Annotated in this window: 18 protein-coding genes; 11 read left to right on the top strand and 7 right to left on the bottom strand. The window is 69.2% G+C overall.

Going from position 1 to position 19,775, the window contains the following annotated elements; translation table 11 throughout:
* The first annotated feature begins 290 nt into the window (after positions 1-290).
* From ACY34J_RS06845 to ACY34J_RS06825, 5 genes are all read left to right on the top strand, one after another.
* A complete protein-coding gene (locus ACY34J_RS06845) occupies positions 291-875 on the top strand; it encodes a hypothetical protein (RefSeq protein ID WP_462725461.1) in 585 nt (194 codons plus the stop codon).
* Positions 875-1,381 (top strand): hypothetical protein, encoded by a 507-nt coding sequence (locus ACY34J_RS06840; RefSeq protein ID WP_462725462.1) that lies wholly within the window; start codon positions 875-877, stop codon positions 1,379-1,381. Before ACY34J_RS06845 ends, ACY34J_RS06840 begins: the two co-directional genes overlap by 1 nt.
* Before the next feature lie 176 nt (positions 1,382-1,557).
* Positions 1,558-1,983: a hypothetical protein gene (locus ACY34J_RS06835; protein ID WP_462725463.1), complete on the top strand. Its 426-nt coding sequence runs from the start codon at positions 1,558-1,560 to the stop codon at positions 1,981-1,983.
* A 31-nt stretch (positions 1,984-2,014) separates the two neighbouring features.
* Complete coding sequence (locus tag ACY34J_RS06830; RefSeq protein WP_462725464.1) at positions 2,015-3,154, top strand: ATP-binding protein; 1,140 nt, start codon at positions 2,015-2,017, stop codon at positions 3,152-3,154.
* Complete coding sequence (locus ACY34J_RS06825) at positions 3,151-3,864, top strand: hypothetical protein (protein ID WP_462725465.1); 714 nt, start codon at positions 3,151-3,153, stop codon at positions 3,862-3,864. Before ACY34J_RS06830 ends, ACY34J_RS06825 begins: the two co-directional genes overlap by 4 nt.
* A 16-nt stretch (positions 3,865-3,880) precedes the next feature.
* On the opposite strand, the gene ACY34J_RS06820 is transcribed toward ACY34J_RS06825, so the two are convergent.
* Positions 3,881-4,543 (bottom strand): Crp/Fnr family transcriptional regulator, encoded by a 663-nt coding sequence (locus ACY34J_RS06820; RefSeq protein WP_462725466.1) that lies wholly within the window; start codon positions 4,541-4,543, stop codon positions 3,881-3,883.
* Between the two features lie 421 nt (positions 4,544-4,964).
* Positions 4,965-6,134 carry an acyltransferase family protein gene (locus ACY34J_RS06815; protein WP_462725467.1) on the bottom strand — a complete coding sequence of 390 codons (1,170 nt, stop codon included), beginning with the start codon at positions 6,132-6,134 and terminating at the stop codon, positions 4,965-4,967.
* A gap of 428 nt (positions 6,135-6,562) precedes the next feature.
* On the opposite strand from ACY34J_RS06815, the gene ACY34J_RS06810 reads away from it, so the two are divergent.
* Together ACY34J_RS06810 and ACY34J_RS06805 are read left to right on the top strand one after the other, a co-directional pair.
* Positions 6,563-7,777 carry an acyltransferase family protein gene (locus ACY34J_RS06810; RefSeq protein ID WP_462725468.1) on the top strand — a complete coding sequence of 405 codons (1,215 nt, stop codon included), beginning with the start codon at positions 6,563-6,565 and terminating at the stop codon, positions 7,775-7,777.
* A 227-nt stretch (positions 7,778-8,004) separates the two neighbouring features.
* Positions 8,005-8,781 (top strand): hypothetical protein, encoded by a 777-nt coding sequence (locus tag ACY34J_RS06805; RefSeq protein WP_462725469.1) that lies wholly within the window; start codon positions 8,005-8,007, stop codon positions 8,779-8,781.
* Positions 8,782-8,880: 99 nt separating this feature from the next.
* Here the strand turns inward: ACY34J_RS06805 and ACY34J_RS06800 are convergent, their stop codons facing one another.
* Both ACY34J_RS06800 and ACY34J_RS06795 read right to left on the bottom strand, forming a co-directional pair.
* Positions 8,881-9,210 carry a hypothetical protein gene (locus ACY34J_RS06800; RefSeq protein ID WP_462725470.1) on the bottom strand — a complete coding sequence of 110 codons (330 nt, stop codon included), beginning with the start codon at positions 9,208-9,210 and terminating at the stop codon, positions 8,881-8,883.
* 9 nt (positions 9,211-9,219) lie between these two features.
* Positions 9,220-9,663 carry a hypothetical protein gene (locus ACY34J_RS06795; protein WP_462725471.1) on the bottom strand — a complete coding sequence of 148 codons (444 nt, stop codon included), beginning with the start codon at positions 9,661-9,663 and terminating at the stop codon, positions 9,220-9,222.
* Between the two features lie 230 nt (positions 9,664-9,893).
* Between ACY34J_RS06795 and ACY34J_RS06790 the strand changes: the two genes are divergently transcribed.
* Positions 9,894-10,625: a hypothetical protein gene (locus tag ACY34J_RS06790; RefSeq protein ID WP_462725472.1), complete on the top strand. Its 732-nt coding sequence runs from the start codon at positions 9,894-9,896 to the stop codon at positions 10,623-10,625.
* Between the two features lie 408 nt (positions 10,626-11,033).
* Here ACY34J_RS06790 and ACY34J_RS06785 read toward each other — a convergent pair whose 3' ends face one another.
* Positions 11,034-11,627 (bottom strand): LysM peptidoglycan-binding domain-containing protein, encoded by a 594-nt coding sequence (locus ACY34J_RS06785; protein ID WP_462725473.1) that lies wholly within the window; start codon positions 11,625-11,627, stop codon positions 11,034-11,036.
* Between the two features lie 708 nt (positions 11,628-12,335).
* Between ACY34J_RS06785 and ACY34J_RS06780 the strand changes: the two genes are divergently transcribed.
* From ACY34J_RS06780 to ACY34J_RS06770, 3 genes are all read left to right on the top strand, one after another.
* Positions 12,336-13,004, top strand: a complete 669-nt coding sequence (locus ACY34J_RS06780) for a pyridoxine/pyridoxamine 5'-phosphate oxidase (protein ID WP_462725474.1) — start codon at positions 12,336-12,338, stop codon at positions 13,002-13,004.
* 272 nt (positions 13,005-13,276) lie between these two features.
* Positions 13,277-15,958: a SpoIIE family protein phosphatase gene (locus tag ACY34J_RS06775; RefSeq protein ID WP_462725484.1), complete on the top strand. Its 2,682-nt coding sequence runs from the start codon at positions 13,277-13,279 to the stop codon at positions 15,956-15,958.
* Between the two features lie 202 nt (positions 15,959-16,160).
* Positions 16,161-17,297: an ABC transporter substrate-binding protein gene (locus ACY34J_RS06770; protein ID WP_462725475.1), complete on the top strand. Its 1,137-nt coding sequence runs from the start codon at positions 16,161-16,163 to the stop codon at positions 17,295-17,297.
* Between the two features lie 210 nt (positions 17,298-17,507).
* On the opposite strand, the gene ACY34J_RS06765 is transcribed toward ACY34J_RS06770, so the two are convergent.
* Together ACY34J_RS06765 and ACY34J_RS06760 are read right to left on the bottom strand one after the other, a co-directional pair.
* The gene (locus ACY34J_RS06765) at positions 17,508-18,251 is read right to left on the bottom strand and encodes a TIGR03943 family putative permease subunit (protein ID WP_462725476.1); all 744 of its coding nucleotides are present in this window, start codon (positions 18,249-18,251) and stop codon (positions 17,508-17,510) included.
* Entirely contained in the window at positions 18,248-19,258 is a 1,011-nt protein-coding gene (locus tag ACY34J_RS06760; RefSeq protein WP_462725477.1) for a permease, read from the bottom strand. The genes ACY34J_RS06765 and ACY34J_RS06760 overlap by 4 nt, the downstream gene beginning before the upstream one ends.
* Positions 19,259-19,775: the final 517 nt, after the last annotated feature.

The raw sequence follows: 19,775 nt of genomic DNA, 5'->3' as shown, positions 1-19,775 counted from the left end.
GGTCAGGCGTCGGTCGCCGACGCGTGGCGCGTTCGACGTCGGGAGCCTCTGTGCCTGCCCGGCCGCGGTGGCGAGCACTACCGTGGTTGAGCCTTCTACGCCATCACTCATGCAGTCAGATGAAAGATCAAAGTTAGCTGTACTACTTTACCTCATCTGACGTTTTGTCCGTCTGATCGCAGGGGTAACTTCGCGCCATTGCAACTCAGTTGACCAAATTCTCATCGCTGCGCGGCAACCGGGCCCCTGCTCCCCGGGCGTTCCTCCTGCCGCGGCACGGGAGGCATGGCGTGAACAAGCCGGACCCCACACCCTCTCTCGACGAGGTCCACGACGCCCTCACCAAGATCGTGCATCTGGTGAAGCACGGACCCGCCGACCGCTGGCCCAACTCAACCCTGCGCGAACTGACGCTGGCGCTCCTGCGCAGGCTGGTGAAACTGACGGAACACGCCCAGCGGAGCATCAAGAACGCCGAACTGGCCGAGACGCAGGCGGTCTACGGCCTGGTGGCCGGCAAGATCTCCGAACTGCTCGGACTCCCCGAGGCCGACGTCTACCGCGCCGTCATCGCCATGTGCGCGGAGGCTGACAACCCGGCGCTGACCGACGGGCTGCCTCCTTTGGACCCACAGGTGGCCGACAAGCTGTCGCGCTTCCTCGTGCGGATCGTGGTCGAGTACCAAGGCCACGACGACGGCCGCGCCACGCCCCGGCGCTGGGTCCGCGTGGTGCACGGGCACAGCCCGGGTGACCTGCGGGAAACCGAAATCCGCCAGGACCTCGGCTACGAGAAGCTCCCCGAGGACGTACGCCGGGAACTCGTGAAGGCCGACGGCCAGGTCCGGTTCCAGATCTTCCCCAGGAGGGCCTGATGCCACTCCCGATCATCATCCTCATCGCCACGGCCATCGGTATCGCGGTCACCACGGCTGCCGTCGTCGTGATCACTTGCTGGGACCGCATCCTCGGCTGGGCCAAGACGATGTTCCTGCCATGGGTGGACAAGTACGTCCCGGAGCTGGCCCCCCACGCCCGCCGCGCTTTCCTGTCCATACACGGAGCCGTGATCGAGGTACGCAAGGCGATCCGTGAGGCATGGTCCGCACTCCGTACCCGACTCGTACGGCAGTTGGTGGAGTTCAGCCGCAGCTCCAACAGCCAATGGGTCGTCACGACCGTCTCCTTGGTCCTCGCCTTGCTCAGCCCTGACGAGGCCCCCCAGTTCGAGGAGCACACCACGACACGTCCCCTGCCCATCGAGCACGTCCCCACCGAGGTGGTGGAGCAGTGGATGCGACACAGGGACAACACGGTGCGCTTCGACCTCACCAAGGTCCGCGACGAGGAGATCGAGGGCATGCGGCTGGAGGACGAGTGACAGCCCCAGGGCTACGGCCGCTCGCGCACAGCACGGGCGGGACGGACGAGCTGGCTGGGCCGGCCCGCGCACCGCGAACGCCACGGTCGGCGCACGAGAGGCCCACCACGGCCTCGTTGGAGCACGCACAACCCACGGCGACCGGCGCGGCAGCGCCGGCGCATAGGAGGCCGAAGGTGAACAGCTTGATGTGGGCGGCCCTCGCCGCGGGCACCGCGGTGATCGCAGTGCTCGCGGTGCGGCGCCTGACGGGTGGGCAGCGTCCGGCGCTGGGAGACGTCATCGCCGACGGCCTCGCCGACACCTGGTCCCGTCGGCTCGGCGCACCGCAGGACCGCATACGGTCGGCCCTCACCGGTGACGACAGCACACTGCGGAACCGGATCGGCGAGCTGGTGGGCAAGGTCTCCTGCAGGTTCCGCCAGGAGCCGGACGGCGAGCGGCGGCATCTGGTCCTGGTCGTGCTCGGCTGCGACTACCGGGACGGTGCCTCGGACGAGGTGACCATGCGCCTCCCCTGGCGAAGGATCCCTGCCGGCGTACGCGAAGAGCTGCTGCGGGCCCCTACGGGCGAGGCCGTCCGGACCTGGACCCCCGCCTGACCAACGCGGAAAGAACAGGAGAGGAGGCGCCATGCCCGGTGGCTGGCAGCCCATCCCCAGGACGGACGGCGAAGAGCCTCACCACGACCCGCGGACGGTGACCTCCCGTCCCACCAGCGCTCCGCGTTCCTGGGAGGGGACGCAGGAGGGCGGGAGTGGCGAGACGACACCGCAGTTCGTCCCCGAACAGCCACGGCGCTCCCTCGACGAGGTGATCCTGCCCGAGACCGTACGGCAGCGCGTCGAGATGGCCCTGGACCTCGTGGCGCACCACACGCTGCTCTACGACACCTGGAACCTGCGCTCGATCGACCCGTACCGCCGCGGCACCGCCCTCAATCTCCACGGGCCGTCCGGCACGGGCAAATCCCTGTGCGCGGAGGCGCTGGCCCACCGGCTCGGCCGGCCGGTCATCAACGTCGACTACGCGCAGATCGAGTCGAAGTACCCGGGCGACACACCGAAGAACATCGTCCGCTGCTTCGAGGAGGCCCGCGAGCACGGCGCCGTGCTCGTCTTCGACGAGGCGGACTCGATCCTCGGCAGCCGGCTCAGCCGGGTGTCGCACAGCGCCGACCACGCGGTCAACGTCTCGCGAGCCGTCATGCTGCGCCAGCTGGACCGCTTCGACGGGCTGGTCGTGTTCACCACGAACTTCCCGCGCAACTACGACGCGGCGTTCGTGCGCCGGATTCTCGCCCATGTGCAGTTCGAGCTGCCGGACCCCGGGACACTGCACCGGCTCTGGGAGCGCCTGCTGCCCGAAGCCCTGCCCGTCGAGCCCGGCCTCGACAAGGGCGCACTCGCCCAGGACTGCGCCGGACTCGCGGGCGGCGACCTGGTCAACATCATCACAGGGGCCGCGGCCGCCGCGGCACGGCGGGACGGCGAATCCGGGGTCGTGACGGTCGCGGACCTGACGTTGGAGATCAAGAACGCCCACCGGGCGCGCGCCGAGGTGGGCCGCGCCCCCGACCCCGGGGCTCCCACCGAATACACCGTCCGGCGACTGGATCCCCGCGAGGTGCCCGCGGACTTGAGGGCACCGGACGCGGCCAGGCCCGAGGGTGCGCAGCAGCCTGACGCAGCCTCACCACCCGGTCCGGCCGAGCATGCGCAGGCGCCTGACGATGCCGCACCGCCCGGCGCGACCCGGGAGGCGCAGGCGTGACGGCCCCGGACCTCTCCGTGCCTCCTGGCGTACGGCGTCTGATCGTGGCGGTGGACCTCGCCGGGTACTCCCGCCACGATCACCTGCGCCAGCTCAAGGCCCAACGGCGGCTGCTCGACGTCATGCAACGCGCGTGCGCCGAGGTCGGTGTCGACCGCGACACCTGCCTGCGCCAGCCGCAGGGCGACGGCGAGCTGCTGCTGCTCCCGCCCGGCCTCGACGAGGGCCGGGTGGTCCCGGGGCTGGTCAGGGAACTCGGCGTGGCCCTGCGCGAAATGAACCGTGACCTCGGTGAGGAGGCCCGGCTCCGGCTTCGTACGGCACTGCATCAGGGCATCGTGCACGCGGGGGCGAACGGCTTCGTCAGCCGCGCCGTCGTACGGGCCTGCCGGCTGCTGGACTCCTCGGTGCTGCGCATGGCGATGACCCACATTCCTGCTTGCGAGCTGGCCCTGGCCGTCTCCGACCAGCTCTACGAGGATGTCCTTGAGCACGGATACCGTGGCCTGGATCCGGACCGGTTCCAGCGCTACCGGGTGGAGATGCCGGAGAAGGGCTTCGCCGCGGACACCTGGGTGTACCTGTCCTTCGACCCCAAACTCCTCATGGCGGCCACCACTCCACCCATGCCGCCCCTCCCAGCGACGGCACCGCTGCCGACCCCGCAGCAGGTGGCACCGAACCTGTTCCGGAAGAACCTCGGCGGCTGACGCTCGGCCCCGGCTGTCAGCAGCCGGGGCCGCCCGCCTCGGCGGCCCGACGCAAGGCGGCGAGATTCCGCACCACGGTGCTCCGGTACTCCGTCGTCACCACCTCCGCCGTGCGCAGGTGGCGCAGCGCCCGCTGCACCCCGGCCTGCGACACCCCTGCCAGTGCGGCCAAGTCACCCTGGCTGAGCGGCAGATCGATCCGTATGGAGCCGTTGTCGGCCTGCCCGTACGTGCGGACCAGCGTGTCCAGGGTGCGGGCGACCCGCGCGGTCACCGAGCCGCCGCCCGTGTCGATCCGATAGCGGGTGGCGGAGCGGAGCTTCGCCGTGATCGAGAGCTGCACGGCCTCCGCGGCCCGCGGACACTCGCGCAGAAACCCGCGGAATTCCGGGCCGCCTATGGTGCGCACCGTGGTCGTACGGGCAGCGATGACGCTCGCCGAACGAGGCCGGCCGTCGATGGCCGCGAACTCGCCCACGAGATCCCCGCGCCCCCGCACGGCCAGCAGCACGCTGCCGCCGTCATCCCGCAGGCCGACCACCTTCGCGCAGCCGTCCAGCAGGAGCACCACATGCGAGTCGCGCCGCCCTTCGGCGATCATCACCTCTCCGGCTTCGTACACCCTGCCGGTCCCCAGCCGGATGAGGGTCGTGCGCTCCTCGACACCAAGCTCTGCCATCAGACTCGCCCGCGGCCACCCGCTCTCCCCCACGTGCCAGAGCGTATCCGAGGCGGGGCGGGTGGCGTGTCGCTTCGACCAGGGGCTTACGGTCGGCCGCCATCATGAAGCAATCGCCGGGCCGGAGGGAGGACCGGGCGACCGGTCCTGCAAGTCGAGCTCGGCGCGCACGGTCTTCCCGACCGGCAGGCGGTCCAGCACCTCCCACCGGTCCGCGAGTGCCTCGATGCGGACGAGCCCGCGCCCGGATTCGGCGAGGGCCTGCGGCGGCGGTACGTCACCTGCGGATCGGCGGTCGTCCGCCGGGGCGCCGTCAGCGACGCCCCGGCTCCTACGGGCGGCATCGCCCCGACCGTCGCCGCCCTGTACGGGCTGCGCGCCCCGTCCGGCGGCTGGGACGGCACGGCTCGCACCGACGCCTTCACCCGGCTCCCCGCGCGCTGACGAGAGCTGCGTCGCGACGCGCGCCGGCTTCGGCCATCGTGCGGCGCATCCACCTGCTCAACGGCCGTTCGACCGCCCGGTGGATGCCCCAGGCCACGGCCAGCATGGAGCCCGCCGCCAGCGGCAGGGTGCAGGCGGCGGGGATGCCGAGCAGCTGGTGCAGCGCGTATATCGCCGCCCATCCCAGATGCTCGTGGATCAGGTAGAAGGGGTACGTCAGCGCGCCGGCGACCGTCAGCCAGCGCCAGCGGGCCCAGGCCAGCAGCCCCGTCGCCACCAGCGCCAGGACGGCGATTCCGGCGGTGAGCACGGCCACGATGACAAGAGGTTCGCGCGGCAGGAAGCCGTTGGACCCGGCCAGTGCCCGGATGATGAAAACATTGCCCAGCGCCCAGTTGACGCCGACGATGCCCCAGAGCGTCAGATCTCCGCCGAACCGGTGGATCAGGTAGAGGGCGAGTCCGATGATGAAGTACGGGGCGAAGGTGGGCTGGACTATCTGGCCGAGCAGCTCGTGCTGCGTTGCCTGGGCGATCACGGCAGCGATCGTCCAGCCGCAGCAGAAGGTCACCACGCGGCGGTAGTCCGCCCCCTTCCAGACCACGAAGACCGCGAACAGCAGATAGAACCGTGCCTCGGCCCAGAGCGTCCAGCAGACCCCCAGGATCCGGGGCGAGCCGGCGGGCTGCTGCAGCATCGTCAGGTTCACCAGGAAGTCCGGGAGGGTCGGCGGGTGATCGACCTGCGGCGCCAGGGCGAAGACGCCGCCGACGAGGAACAGCGCCGCCCAGTAGGCGGGATACAGCCGCACCACCCGTGAGCGGAAGAATGCTCCGACCGAACGGCCCCAGCAGCTCATGCAGATCACGAAGCCGCTGATGGCGAAGAAGATCTCGACCCCGAGGTTGCCGTAGAGAGCCACCCACGACAGGTGGGGGAAGATATCGCGGGGCGGCGTACCCCAGGCGGCCGCCACCGCTCCGCCGCGCCCGGCGTAGTGGAAGAGGCAGACCATCAGCGCCGCCAGCAGGCGCAGACCGTCAAGTTCGCGCAGGCGCACCCCGTCGGCTGGGCGGCCGGCACTGGGCGGCTCGGCCGCCGGCGGTATTGAGGGGTCGGACACGGGCAGCAGTTGTGGTGACTTCACACGTACTCCGCAGACGGGTTCTCGCGGCAGGGGCGGGTCCCGTCCCTCCCCTGTCTTTCCACCAGTCTTCAGCGGCGCCGGTCCCCCACGTAATCGCCGGGTGGATTCCGCACGAACAGGAATCGTCCGGCTGGACACCAGCTCGATTCGAAAATGCACACGAAAACCCAAACGGTTAACGTGTCGACATTGGGCCGTCATTGTGACGCAGTCCACTCGCGGGAACCTCGCCCTCCGGTCGAACAGTTCCATGGTGTGGTGACGTATGCATGTGCGTCCTGGCTGGCGGCTCAGAGATCCGCGCACGCGGGTGTCTCTTCGACGACCACGCGGGCGCGCTGCACAACCCCGCGTTCCGGCTACCGGCGGATAGCCCAGCCAGCGCCCGGTCCTGGCGTTTGCCCGGCCTCGCTGACAGGAGTTGCCTCATGCATCCCCCCACACAGACCGCCCCGTCCACTGACCCACCGCTGTCGCGCTCCCAGGCGGTCACGCTGGTGAGCACGGTGACACAGAGACAACAAACACCCCACGCCACACCGGCCGCTCACGGCCATTTGCCGTCGTTGACCGGTATGCGGTGGGGCGCCGCTTTCCTTGTCTTCATCTATCACGTCAGGAATTTTGACTATTTCGGTGGCGGCGCTGAACGAGTGGTCGATTGGGCGTTCGGTTCCGGCACGGCTGGTGTGTCCTTTTTCTTTATCCTCTCTGGCTTTGTACTGGCCTGGTCCGTTCGCGAGGGCAACCGTGCGCTCACCTTCTGGCGGCGGCGCATCGCCCGGATCTACCCCGTCCATCTGGTCACAGCCGTAGCGGCGCTGGTGCTGGGCGCCACGCTGGTACCCCAGCTATGGCCCGGCGGCATCGGCGAGGCAGCCGCGAATCTGCTGCTGGTCAGCTCCTGGAAGCTGGACTGGTGGCAGGCATTGAACCCGGTCAGCTGGTCCCTGGTGTGCGAGGCGTTCTTCTACGCCGTCTTTCCCTTGCTGTACGCGGGCCTGCGTCGGCTCGGCCCGCTCGGGCTCACGGCCCTGGCCATCGTCAGCGCTGCGACGGTGATTCTGCTGCCATGGGCGAATCTGCACTACGCCCCGGCCTGGGATCCCGCACACTTCCCTCTCGCGCGCCTCCCCGAATTCATTCTGGGAGCAGCCCTGGGCCGTTTGGTAAAGATCGGGGCCTGGCGTGGGCCCGGACTCGAGGCATCCCTCGCCCTCACGCTGGTCGGCTATTTCCTCACCCAGCAAGTCCCCGGCCAGTACGCCTACTCCGCCTGCTGCGTCATCGGCCTGGCCTGCCTCATCCCGGCAGGTGCGGTCGCCGATCTGCACGGTGGCCCATCAATGTGGCGTGGCACATGGCTGGTGCGGCTGGGCGAATGGTCTTTCGCCTTCTACATGGTTCACATTCTCGTCATGCGCACCGGCGAGCAGCTGTTCGGCGCCCGTCCCCGTCTCGGCACCGCACCCGCCCTGGCCGCCACAGCCGCCGCATTCCTCATTTCGCTCGGCCTGTCCTGGGCCCTCTACGAGGGCGTCGAGAAACCGGGCAGGCGATTGCTCCTGCGAGGCCGGCGGCGCCGGCAGACCGCCCCCCTCCAGGCGCTGGCGTCGAAGTCACGTGCGGATTCCGTGTCGTAAGGCGAGGCCTCGTATCCCGGTCTCCGCAATCCGCGGCAGTTTTTGTTCGGGCCAGGTGGAAGCGGCAGTCGCATTCGCTACCCGAACGGCGGAGTCCACGGCGAGCCGACGCCAGGGCCGTAGCCCCGCTGGGATAGCGATTGTCCGAAGTGCTGGACGGCGCCGTGCACGGGCTCCGGCAAGCACGGCATGTACGATCGCTCCTTCGACCTGCTGTGAGGCTTTGCATGGCTGCAATCAGAGCGACAGAAGATCCCGGCATCGCCATTGAATTCACCCATGAGGAGCTGCGGGAAATCGACGAGGCCGGTGACGCCGTCGCCGCCATTCGTGAGAAAGTCGTCGCGGCCGCGGTCGTCGAGCCGATTGCCGGCCCCATGATCTCCAAGGCCGCGGGAGCCATCGCGGAGGCGATGGCCCAGCGAATGGACGAACTCCGGGCAACCGACCAGGGGCACGGGGTCGAAGTCGTCTTCGATGTGTCCGCGCTGCGCCTGGCGCGCTGGAACATCGTTGAGATCAGGCCGCTGCCCAGCACTGTCCGCTCGGTCTCGATGATCGAGACCTTCTCCCTGCGCAGCGAGGCGGCACCAACGGCGGCGGGCCGTGGCGAAGAGCTGTACGCGTTCGTCAGGGATGCTGACGGTCGCATTCTGTTCAACCGCAGCGGGCCTGACAAAGCGTTCGCCGGCTGGGAAGGGGTCCCGGGTGACGTGGTCAGCTCCTCTCCACCATCGACGGTCAGTCAGGGCGACAATGTGTTCGTTTTCGTCACGGACGCTGACGGCCGCATCCTGTTCAACCGCGTTGGGACGGACGGAGTGTTCACCGGCTGGGTAGAGGTGCCCGGCGACATCAGGACCGATACCGCCGTAGGGCTGGGCGCCCAGGCCGATTCGCTCATCGTGTTCACAAGGGTCGGGGACAACCGCATCATGTTCAACAGGATGTTGCCGGACCAGACCTTCACGGGGTGGCAGGACAGAAGCATCGGCTTCGAGTGAAGCGGCTCGTCGCCGGCCCGCCGGCGCCGGCGACGGTGGCAGGTTCGAGCCGTTCACCGCTTCGAGGCGCCGGGCCGGTCGAGGCCCGCCTGAAAGCCCCTACTCCACGTCGAACTCCTCGCGGATCATCTCGCTCTTCGCCCCGACGAACAAGATCAGGCCGCCCACCAGAAGCAGGCCTCCCAGAACGACGAAGACCCATGTGTAGTCGGTCATGTAGTTGGCTGCTGTGCACTGGAAACCGGTCGACGGATGCTGCCGACCGTAGATGTCGCCGGCGACCGTGTTGCAGTCGTCGACGAAGCCCGCCAGCTTGGCGGGGAGCACGAACGCCAGGATGGTGACGACCATCCCGGACAGCGCCATCCCCCCTCCCCAGATGCGGGCGAAGGCCTCATGGCTGATGGGCTCGTTGCTGTCGGCGTCCATCGGGACCTCCTAGCCGGCGACACAGTGGGTACGGGTGTAGCTGTCGATTTGCCGCTCAGCATCGCCTGCTTGGGCCATCACCGACAGCTGAGCCAATCCGAAGCTGACGGGATCGGTCGCTTTGGCGCCGAGGTTGTCGGCAGTCTGCTGCCAGGCATGCCGGTAGTGAGCGACGGCAGGCTCGATGTCCTCAGGCGCGACGCTCTCGAGCTTGCCGAAGAAGTCGGCCAGATCCTGCGGAGCCCCCATCACCGTGGTGAGCGAGCCGAAGGGGTTATCGCCGGTTTGGGCCTGCTGTTGGGCGGCCCTCCACTTGTGGTGAAGCTTCTCCCCCTCAGCCTTCCAGGTCGTGCAGTACGCGGCGACGGACCGGCCGGACTCACCGGTGAAGTACCGCACGGCCACGACGATGACCGTGACCGCCACGGCCAGGGCAACGAGGAAACCGATCACTTGGGGAATGCCCGAGGCGGGCTCGGGTCTGCCACTGTGACCATCAGCGCTTTGGGCCATGCACCGCCGTCCAGGAGAAGAAATGCGGCTGTCTCACCACGCAGAGTAAGTGAGCCTGCACGATTCCTGACGCGGATGATGCCGGTTTGTGACCCGGCAGTTGCAGGCGGGGGACGGGGCGAGCGGTTGGCCGTGCACCTTGTGACTGAGCCGAGTCGGCGTCAGGATGAGTGGCCGTGCTCACCCGGGATGGAGACGACATGGGGGACCATCCGACAGCGCCCGGCAACGGCCGGTCCGCTGAGCAGTTACCTCACTCGGAGGCAGCCGGAGCCGAGAACCCGCTCGGCGAGGTGACAAACACGCTCTGGGGCTCGCTCATCGCCCTGGCGGGCCTGCTCACCGCCCTCGGTATGAACAGCGACAGGCTCTTCGTCGCGCTCAACAACCACACCTGGTGGACTCTGGTCGCCCCCGCGCTGGCCATCACCGCCGTTGCTCTGAGCTTCTACGCATACTTCACCCGGCAAAGACCGCTCCTCATCTTCGGCAGCACGGCCTATATCGCCGCACTCGTGGCCTCCCTGGTCGTCGCCACCCTCGCCGCCGCAGGTAACGGCAGGCCCACCGTCACGAGCGTGAGCCTCAAGGGCCAACGGCCCCATATCTCGCTGGAGTTCACCGTCCATGCGGTCGGCGTCAATCGCAACGATCACGTGGCGGCGTTCGCGCGGTCGCTGCACGGAAACCATGGTGACTGGGCATCCACGGAACTGTATTCAGGCTCCCTCAGGCCCGACGACATGGGCGAGGTGAACCAGAGAGTCACCGTTCCGCTCACGCTGAAAAAGAACGATACGCATCTCACGATCAATGTCTCCAACAGCGGAGACGAGGGCAAAAGCCAGTGCACGACCCGGTCCCCAACCGCCCCTGCCTGCGTGACGGTGAAACTGCCCTGACAACAGCCAACAGCCGGCAGAAAGGAGCTGGATCCACTGGAGGCGGTACTCGGCACCTCACCCGTCAGGAGTGCAGGTGGGCGGTGGTATACGGCTCTTGTCCCTGCTCCCTTGGGAAAACGGACAGGTTGTGCGTTGTACTGATCCGGCGGGCCTCCTCCACTGGGTACGAGGTATTCCGACTTCCCTGCGCTCGGCCGGTGGGTCCGGACGAGATGCCTGGCGGGCATCTGGTCACGCTCAGCCGGCCGGTGGCTCCCGCCGACCGGCTCGAGAGCCACTGGACCGAGGCGATTCCCGCTGGGTAGCGGCAGCCGCAGCCAACACCCGGCAAAGGCCGCTCCCAGTGCTCGGAAGCGGCCTTTGACCCGCGAAAACGGCGGCGACGACAGAAATTGACCCGCGCGACTACCTCAGGGTGAGGCGCGTCCCGGGAAATATGAGGTCGGGGTCACCGCCGATGGCCTGGCGGTTCAGCCGGTAGATGTGCGCCCAGTTCACTCCGTACGCGAGCGCGATTCCACTGAGGGTGTCCCCCGGCTTCACCACGTGGTTCCGGCCCTTCCACCGGACAGGTTCCGAGCCGGACCGTTCTTGGCCGGCCTGCGGGCGCTGGGGCTGCGCGGCGAGAGGTTTCCGGGCCGCCGGCGCCTGCCGGGCGGGTGGCGGCGCGTTCGTGCGCGGCGCTGTCGACCGCAGGTCCAGTGACGCCGAGCACGCCGGCCAGGCGCCCCACCCCTGCCCGGCCAGGGTCCGCTCCGCCACGATGATCTGCTGCGCCCGGCTGGCCTGTGCCGCCCGTGGCGCGTACGCCCCTCCGCCGTACGCGCGCCAGGTGGTGTCGGAGAACTGCAGCCCTCCCGAGTAGCCGTTGCCGGTATCGGTGTGCCAGTTGCCTCCGCTCTCGCACCTGGCCAATCTGTCCCATACAGCGCCGTCCTGGGCCTGGGCCGGCCACTGCGCCCCCACGCTCAGTGCGCCGACCAGCGCCAGCACAGCCACCGCCGTGCGATAGCGAAGACCGCGGCCCGGTAATTCGCCGCAGCCGGTCGATTCCGTTGTTCCTCGAGGAATTTCCATGTACTTGCTCCTGTCACTCGACGTGCAGTCGGCAACGCCCCCACAGAACTCGAGGCGTTGTCGCGCGTTCGTGCATGAGCTTTCGCAAGAAGGTCCGAATTCTTGCGGGCAAGAGGTAAGCACGGTCGCGGTCGGCATACACAGAGCGCGCAGGAGCGTCGTCCCGCCCTCCGCCTGCTTCACCGACACCAAGCTGCTCGCGGAGGAGCGGCCGTTGTGGGTACGGGGCGCACCGGTCCCGGCGCGGGGAGCATGAGCGGGGCGGCGTGCCGGTCGCACCTTCGGAGCGGCTGTGCGCCGCGCTCGGTCCAGGACACTCGGCGAACGTACGGAAAGGGTCCGCACACGCGGCGCATGGTCCCCACACAACGGCGCACCGCGCCCGCCGACCGGCGAATCCGCACCTCAGTCAAGGTCGGCGCTGCCCTCAGCGCCGCCGATGGATGACGGCGCGGGCACGAGGTACCGGATGTGCCGGTCGCTGCGCTGGTGCCACGTCTTATGCGTCCACCCCGGGTGTCCCCGTCCGCTGGTGCGCGCCGGTGACAGGGCACATCCCGCAGCGCTCCGGCAGCCCCTCAGCACCCGCCGAGTGTCCGTCCCCGACCCCCCACAGGGTTGGATGGCAGCATGACCCAAGACCAGCAGGCCGCCTTCCGCGAACTCCTCCGCACACTGCGCGTATGGGAGAGCGAACTGCCCGGCTTCGATCCAGCCGCCGCCCCCGCCGAACCCCTCCCGCTCTTCCAGCAGTGGCTCCGCGAGGCCGCCGAAGCCGGAACTCCGGAGCCGCACACGATGACGCTCGCCACGGCCGACGCGGAGGGCCGGCCCTCGGTCCGTACCCTGATGCTGCACGACGCCGACGCCCGCGGCTGGCACTTCGCCTCGCACCGCACCAGCCGTAAGGGCCGGGAACTGGCCGCCCGGCCCGATGCGGCGCTCGGCTTCTACTGGGCGGCGGTGGGACGGCAGGTCCGTATCCAGGGAAGGGTCACCGCGGCCGGTCCGGAGGAGAGCCAGGCGGATCTGCACCGCCGGTCGACCGGCGCCCTGGCAGCCGCACTCGTGGGACATCAGAGCGAACTGCTCAGCTCCTCCGCGGAGTTGGCAGAGGTGTCCGCGGCAGCCTGGGAACGCGCCCGGTGGGAGCCGGACGCCCCCGTGCCGAGCTGGACCCTGTACATCCTGGAGGCGGACGAGGTCGAGTTCTTCCAGGGAGACGAGCAGCGGCGCCATATCCGGCTCCGCTACCGCCGCCAGGGAGAGGCCTGGGTACGGGAGCTCCTCTGGCCCTAGTGCCGCGTCATTTCGCCGAGGCGCACGTCACACCTGCCGCTCGGCGGATCGGCCGCCATCGCCGTTCGGCCCGGCCCCCCGATCCCGTACTCAGCAGCCCGAAGCGATAGAAAAGGGATATGCGCGGAGTTTCTGGTCAGGCCTGGCGTAGGTTGCTCGCATCGTCCAAGAGCATCCACGTGCCCGGCCGGATCCCGCGTCCGGGCCATGGCCCTCGAGGTCACCAGGGACATGACCAGACCCATGAGGGAAAGCGGCTGCGCTTGCCCTCCCTGCTGAGCGTGCGCAGCGTCGCCGGCCAGGTCTTCCTCCTGCAGCTGGCGATCGTGGCACTGCTCGTCGCCGCCGCGCTGGTGGCTCTCGTGGTGCAGGCCAAGCGCGGCAGTACGACGGACGCCCAGCACCGGACGCTTGCCGTGGCCGAGACGTTCGCGAACGCTCCGGGGATCCTCAGAGCATTGAACAGCCCCGACCCGACCACGGTGCTGCAGCCGCGCGCCGAGGCGGCCCGGAAGGCGGCCAACGTAGACGCCGTCATCGTGTACAGGCTGGACGGGGTGACCCTCACCCACAGCGACCCGAAACAGATCGGGAAACACGTCATCGGCCCCTACGCGGAGGCGGCGGCCGGCAGGGCTTTCACCAGCACCTTCCAAGGATCCCTGGGCCTCTCCGTAATCTCGGCGGTCCCTGTCAAGAACGCTGACGGCTCGGTGGTCGCCATCGTCGCCTCCCCCGTCCGGGTCGAGAAGGTGCGGCACGTGGTGAACCAGCAGCTGCCGGTCCTGTTCGGGAGCGCGGCCGGGGCCCTCGTCGTCGCCGCAGGTGGGGCCGGCCTGGTAAGCCGTCGGCTGCGGCGGCAGACCCATGGCCTCGGCCCGGCCGAGATGACCCGGATGTACGAGCACCACGACGCGGTCCTGCACGCGGTGCGGGAAGGGGTGCTGATCATCGGGGGTGACGGACGGCTGCTGCTCGCCAATGACGAGGCCCGGCGGCTGCTGAACCTGCCGGCGGACGCGGAGAAGCGCCACGTCACCGAGCTGGGGCTGCAGGCGGACCTCGCCGAGCTGCTGGCGTCCGATCGCCCGGCCACCGATGAGGTACACCTTTCGGGCGACCGGCTACTGGCGGTCAGCAAGCGGCCCACCGCCCCATACGGGCCGGTCAGCAGCGTGGTGACGCTGCGGGACACCACCGAGCTGCGGGATCTGGCCGGCAGGGCCGAGATGGCCCGCGAACGGTTGCAGCTGCTATACGAGGCCGGGGTGCGGATCGGGACCACGCTGGATGTGACGCGCACCGCTGAGGAACTGGCGGAGGTGGCGGTCCCCCGGTTCGCCGACGTGGTCACGGTCGAGCTCCTGGACCCGGTGCTGCGCGGCGAGGAGCCGCCTGGTGCGAGCACCGAGATGCGCCGCACCGCCGCCGTAGGCCTGGACGGGCACCACCCCCTCTACCCCGTCGGCGAGCTGATCCGGTTCGTTCCCACCCACCCCACCGCCGCGGCGGTGGCCAGCGGCCGAGCGGTCCTCGAGAGGGATCTGAGCACCTCCGAGGGCTGGCAGGCCCAGGACCCCGAACGCGCCCGGCGAGTCCTGGACGACGGTATCCACTCCCTGCTCGTGGTCCCGCTGCGGGCCCGGGGGGTGGTGCTGGGGATGGCGCACTTCTGGCGGGCGCATGCCTCCCCACCGTTTGAGGAGGAGGATGTGTCCTTCGGCGAGGAGCTGGCCGCCCGGGCAGCGGTGTGTATCGACAACGCCCGCCGCTACACCCGCGAGCACACCATGGCCGTCACCCTGCAGCGCAGCCTGCTGCCCCGCGGGGTGCCCGAGCAGACCGCCCTTGAGGTGGCCTACCGGTACCTGCCGGCCCGGGCAGGAGTGGGCGGGGACTGGTTCGACGTCCTCCCGCTGTCCAGCACCCGGGTCGCTCTGGTGGTCGGCGATGTCGTCGGCCAGGGCCTGCACGCCGCGGCCACCATGGGCCGGCTGCGCACTGCCGTCCACAACTTCTCCGCCCTGGACCTGCCTCCCGACGAGCTGCTGAGCCGTCTGGATGATCTGGTGGCCCACATCGACGCCGAAGAGGCCGCCGCCGGGGAGGACGGGCAGGGGATCACCGGGACCACCTGCCTGTACGCCGTCTACGACCCCGCCTCCGGGCAGGTGGCGGCCGCCACCGCCGGCCATCCGGGGCCGGCGGTGGTCCATCCCGACGGCACCGTGGTCTTCCCCCAGATGCCGGTGTCCCCACCGCTGGGGCTGGGCGCCGGGCTGCCCTTCGAGACCGCCGAGCTGACCCTGCCCGAGGACTCCCGGCTGGTGCTCTACACCGACGGGCTGTTCCAGGACCGCGACGTGGACGCCGCCCTGGAGGCCCTGCGTGATGCCCTGGCCGCGCCTGACCGCACCCCGGAGGACACCTGCACCGCGGTGATCGAGACCATGCTGCCCACCCGGCCCGGCGATGACGTCGCCCTGCTGGTGGCCCGCACGCGCCGACTCGACCCCTCCCAGATCGCCGAGTGGGACGTACCCAGTGACCCGGCGGCGGTAGCCCCGGTCCGCACCGCCTGCGTCCGCCGGCTGACGGAGTGGGGCCTGGAGGAGATCGCCTTCGCTGCCGAGCTCATCCTCAGCGAGTTGATCACCAACGCCATCCGCTACGGCTCCGAGCCCATCAGGGTGCGGCTGCTGCGCGACCGCACCCTGATCTGTGAGGTCTCCGACGGCAGCAGCACCTCCCCCCGCATGCGCCGGGCGAAGACCACCGATGAGGGCGGCCGCGGGCTGTTCCTGGTCGCCCAGTTCGCCGAGCGCTGGGGCACTCGCTACACCTCCACCGGCAAAGTCATCTGGGCTGAACTAGCCCTCCACGACGATGCCCACCCGGCCGCGGAAGGTCTCGCCGAGATCCTCGCCGGCCAATTCGACGACACGGGGTTGTGAGGGCGTGGTCGCGCGATCGCCGCACGACCGGCCACGGCTGTCCGAGGCGCCGCACAGGCGCGGCTACGACGTCCGGCCCGCGGCCGTTGCCCTGGTCGCGGCGGACAAAACGCGGTCTCAGGCGTGATCTGCCATCGAGGCCGCCGAGTACTCTGGCCTCGATGACCACTTCATCGTGAATCCCTCGCATCCGGGAATCTTCGTGACCGCACCTCGTGCCCGAGCAGCGGCATTCCCCTGCTGCCTCGCCCTCATGGCACTGGCCCTGAGCGCCTGCGGCGGCACACCGACCGCCGCACCCGAGAAGCCGTCGGTGGCAACCTCCGCGCAGGACGTGGGCGGCGTGGACGCACTGATCGCCGCGGCGAAGGACGAGGGCAGGCTCAACGCGATCGCGCTTCCGCGCGACTGGGCCAACTACGGCGCCCTGATCGACGGCTTCGAGAAGAAGTACGGAATCGACATCACGGTCTACCAGCCGCAGGCCTCCAGCCAGGACGAGATCGACGCCGTGAAGAAGAGCGGGCACCGGCGGAGCGCCCCCGACGTGCTCGACGTAGGGGATACCTTCGCGCGGTCAGCGGCCCGGGAGAACCTGCTCGCACCGTACAAGGTCGGCGCCTACAACTCGATCCCCGGCAATCAGAAGGACTCGCAGGCCCGCTGGTACAACAACTACGGGGGCTACATGTCCATCGGCTGTGACGCCAAGCGCGTCAAGACCTGTCCCCAGACCTTCGCGGATCTGCTGAAGCCCCAGTACAAGGGCAAGGTCGCGCTCGACGGCAACCCCACCCGGTCCGGTACGGCGTTCTCCGGCGTGTACGCGGCCGCTCTGGCGAACGGGGGGTCGTTCGACAACATCCAGCCCGGTCTCGACTTCTTCGCCAAGCTCAAGAAGAGAGGCAACTTCAACCCCGTCGAGTCCCGCCCGGCCGCGATCATCAGCCATCAGACGCCCATCAGCATCGACTGGGACTACACCAACCTCGGCTACGCCGACGAGTTCCGCAGCAAGGGCATCAAGTGGCAGGTCGCGATCCCCTTCGACGGCAGCTTTGCCCAGTACTACGCGCAGGCGATCAACAAGAACGCTCCGCACCCGGCGGCTGCCCGCCTGTGGCAGGAGTACCTCTTCAGCACCCAGGGCCAGAACCTCCGGCTCCACGGCTACGCCCGCCCGGTGCTGATGGACGCCATGAAGAAGGACGGCACCCTCGACGAGGCCGCCGCCGCGAAGCTGCCGACCGTTGAGGGGACGCCGCAATTCCCGACAGAGGCGCAGACGGAGAAGGCAAAGCACACGGTCGCCCGGGGTTGGGAAAAGGCCGTGGGCTGACCCGCCGGCCTGCGGAATCCGACGGACAGCAGCTGGTCCGTTCACCGCACACAGCACAATGCGACCGATGCTGCATTCAGCAGTGTGATGAATGGTGATCGCAGGGTGCGCTGGCTGGTACCACCCCACAGGCGCGGCTCGGCCAGACCATGGGAGCGCCGGACCGGGGGCGCGAACTCGGTGACACGGGTGGCCCGTTGCTTGACGCGCTCAGCCACCCCAGCTTTCGTACTGGTCCTGTGGGGCGGGGATCCGCTTGGCCTGGCTGACGTTGATGAACGGGATGGCGCCGTCGTTGACCGGATCTTTGGTCTTTGTGGCGGTGTAGGTGCCGATGACTTCGAACCAGGTGTCGGGTTGCATGATGGACGGAATCCGGCCGGACAAACGGATCTTGACGGGTTGAGCGTCGGCAGCACAGCAGTTGAGGACCATGCGGGTGAGGTACGGTGCCCCGCTGTCGTCGAGGGTGATGAACCCGGTCATCTTGATCCGCCGGCTGCCGAGGGAGCGTCCGTGGTCGTAGACCGCGCGGCCGGCGTAATCGACGACGCCAAGCTGGAGAGGGTTGCCGGCGGGGAGGGTGGGGAAGCCCCAGGGCCGTTGCAGGGCCGTCCCGGTGCGGATGGCGCTGTAGGAGCCCAGCGCGGGTGGGGCGACCAGAATGAGAGCGAACAGGGGCAGGACGAGGAGCCAGGAGATACGTGGTTCGCGGTGGCCGTTGCCGCCCCGCTCGTGGTGCGAACACTCGGGCCGGCTCTCCTGGGCCGAGCGCGGCCGTCGCAGTTCGTACCAGACGGTGGTGATGGCGGCGACGATCAGGACGATGCCGGCCACGAGCAGCAATGGGCGCAACCCGGCCTTGACGTAGCGCAGGTAGAGGCCGGTGAAGCCGGCGTGCAACACCGCCCCGCCGACGAGGAACAGCACGACTGCTTGCGCCTGCCGGTTCACAACAGCACCGCCCCGACCAGGGCCGACATCAGGACGGCCAGGAGGAAGGTGACGGGGGCGAACCGCAGCGCGAAGGAGCGGCCGAACGTACCGGCCTGCATGGCGAACAGTTTCAGATCGATCATCGGTCCGACGACCAGGAATGCCAGCCGGGCGGTGAGCGAGAACTGGGACAGGGACGCGGCGACGAACGCGTCGGCCTCGGAGCAGATCGACAACAGCACCGCGAGGATCGCCAGTGCGAGGATCGACACCACAGGGGTGTTGGCCGCGGTGTGCAGCCAGGTGGCCGGTACCACGGCTTTGAGGGTGGCCGCGGCCATCGCACCGACGACGAGGAAGCCGCCGGCGTGCATCACGTCGTGCCGTACGGATCCCCAGAACGCCGCCCCCTTGCCAAGGCCCTCGAGCGACGGACGGGCCGGTGGGCGCAGCCAGTCGGTACGGCCCAGCCGCTGCCACAACCAGCCCATCGCGCACGCCACGAGCAAACTCGCCGCGAACCGGGCGAGGACCATCTCCGGGTCGCCGGGAAAGGCGACGGCGGTGGCGGTCAGCACGATCGGGTTGATCGCCGGGGCGGACAGCAGGAACGCCAACGCCGCCGCGGGGGTGACGCCCCGGCGAACCAGCGCCCCGGCCACCGGAACGGAGGCGCACTCGCATCCGGGTAGGACCGCCCCGGCCATCCCGGCGACCGGCACCGCCAGGGCGGGCTGTCTCGGCAGCGCGCGGGCGAAGAACGACGGCGGGACGAACACCGCGATGACCGCCGACAGCAGCACGCCCAGAACGAGGAAGGGCAGGGCCTGCAGGACCACCGCGATGAACACGGTCGTCCAGCTCTGCATCACCGGCGCGGACAACGCCCGGCGGATCGGTCCCTGCAGCGCAACGACCAGGAGCAGCACCATGGTCAGGACGAGGGGTGAGTTGAACTGCCAGCCCTGCGGGTCGTCCGCGTCGGGACGGTCAACCCGGGGCGGTGCCGCATTCGTGGTGGTCACAGGTGAGGTACCTCCGGTACGGAGGGGCTTGGTGGGTTGGTTCCCCTCGTCGTTCAGTACGCCGGTGCGGGCACAGCTTCTCACCGACTGCTGAACCGAATCGAAGATCTGGCCGCCTGACTGCTGCCAGCCGTAACGCCGCCGGAGCGGCGCCTGAGCCAGGCCGGTAATCCACCCCCGGTGCCGCCGCATTGAGAATCCGCCCGGCCCGGGTCGTATTCGGCAAAGAACAACGCCGACTACACCTCTCTGCGAACAGGAAACAGTTCATGCGGCCACGGAGCTCCAACCCCGCCCAGTACGGTTCGCTGCGGCCCGATGGGTCGTACGCGTATGAGCCGACCGAGGTCTCCGTACCAGATGATCTCTACGACCGGCGCAACGATGCCATTGCCGGCCCGGAAACACGGGGCGGCTGGGGCGGTGGTGCTACGAACCCCCGTGCTGCACGGGCCGTTACAGCCCAGCGGCCCCGGGACGACGGACCGGCATCCTCGCCGTCCCGGGAGGCTCCCCG

The organism is Streptomyces sp. HSS9-12 (genome assembly GCF_054963655.1).
This window is presented reverse-complemented; position numbering and strand designations above follow the sequence as displayed.

Excerpts from the sequence above, each read along its gene's own strand:
- ACY34J_RS06840 (WP_462725462.1), top strand. The coding sequence starts at position 875 with ATGCCACTCCCGATCATCATCCTCATCGCCACGGCCATCGGTATCGCG.
- ACY34J_RS06830 (WP_462725464.1), top strand. The coding sequence starts at position 2,015 with ATGCCCGGTGGCTGGCAGCCCATCCCCAGGACGGACGGCGAAGAGCCT.
- ACY34J_RS06820 (WP_462725466.1), bottom strand. The coding sequence starts at position 4,543 with ATGGCAGAGCTTGGTGTCGAGGAGCGCACGACCCTCATCCGGCTGGGG.
- ACY34J_RS06810 (WP_462725468.1), top strand. The coding sequence starts at position 6,563 with ATGCATCCCCCCACACAGACCGCCCCGTCCACTGACCCACCGCTGTCG.
- ACY34J_RS06805 (WP_462725469.1), top strand. The coding sequence starts at position 8,005 with ATGGCTGCAATCAGAGCGACAGAAGATCCCGGCATCGCCATTGAATTC.
- ACY34J_RS06800 (WP_462725470.1), bottom strand. The coding sequence starts at position 9,210 with ATGGACGCCGACAGCAACGAGCCCATCAGCCATGAGGCCTTCGCCCGC.
- ACY34J_RS06780 (WP_462725474.1), top strand. The coding sequence starts at position 12,336 with ATGACCCAAGACCAGCAGGCCGCCTTCCGCGAACTCCTCCGCACACTG.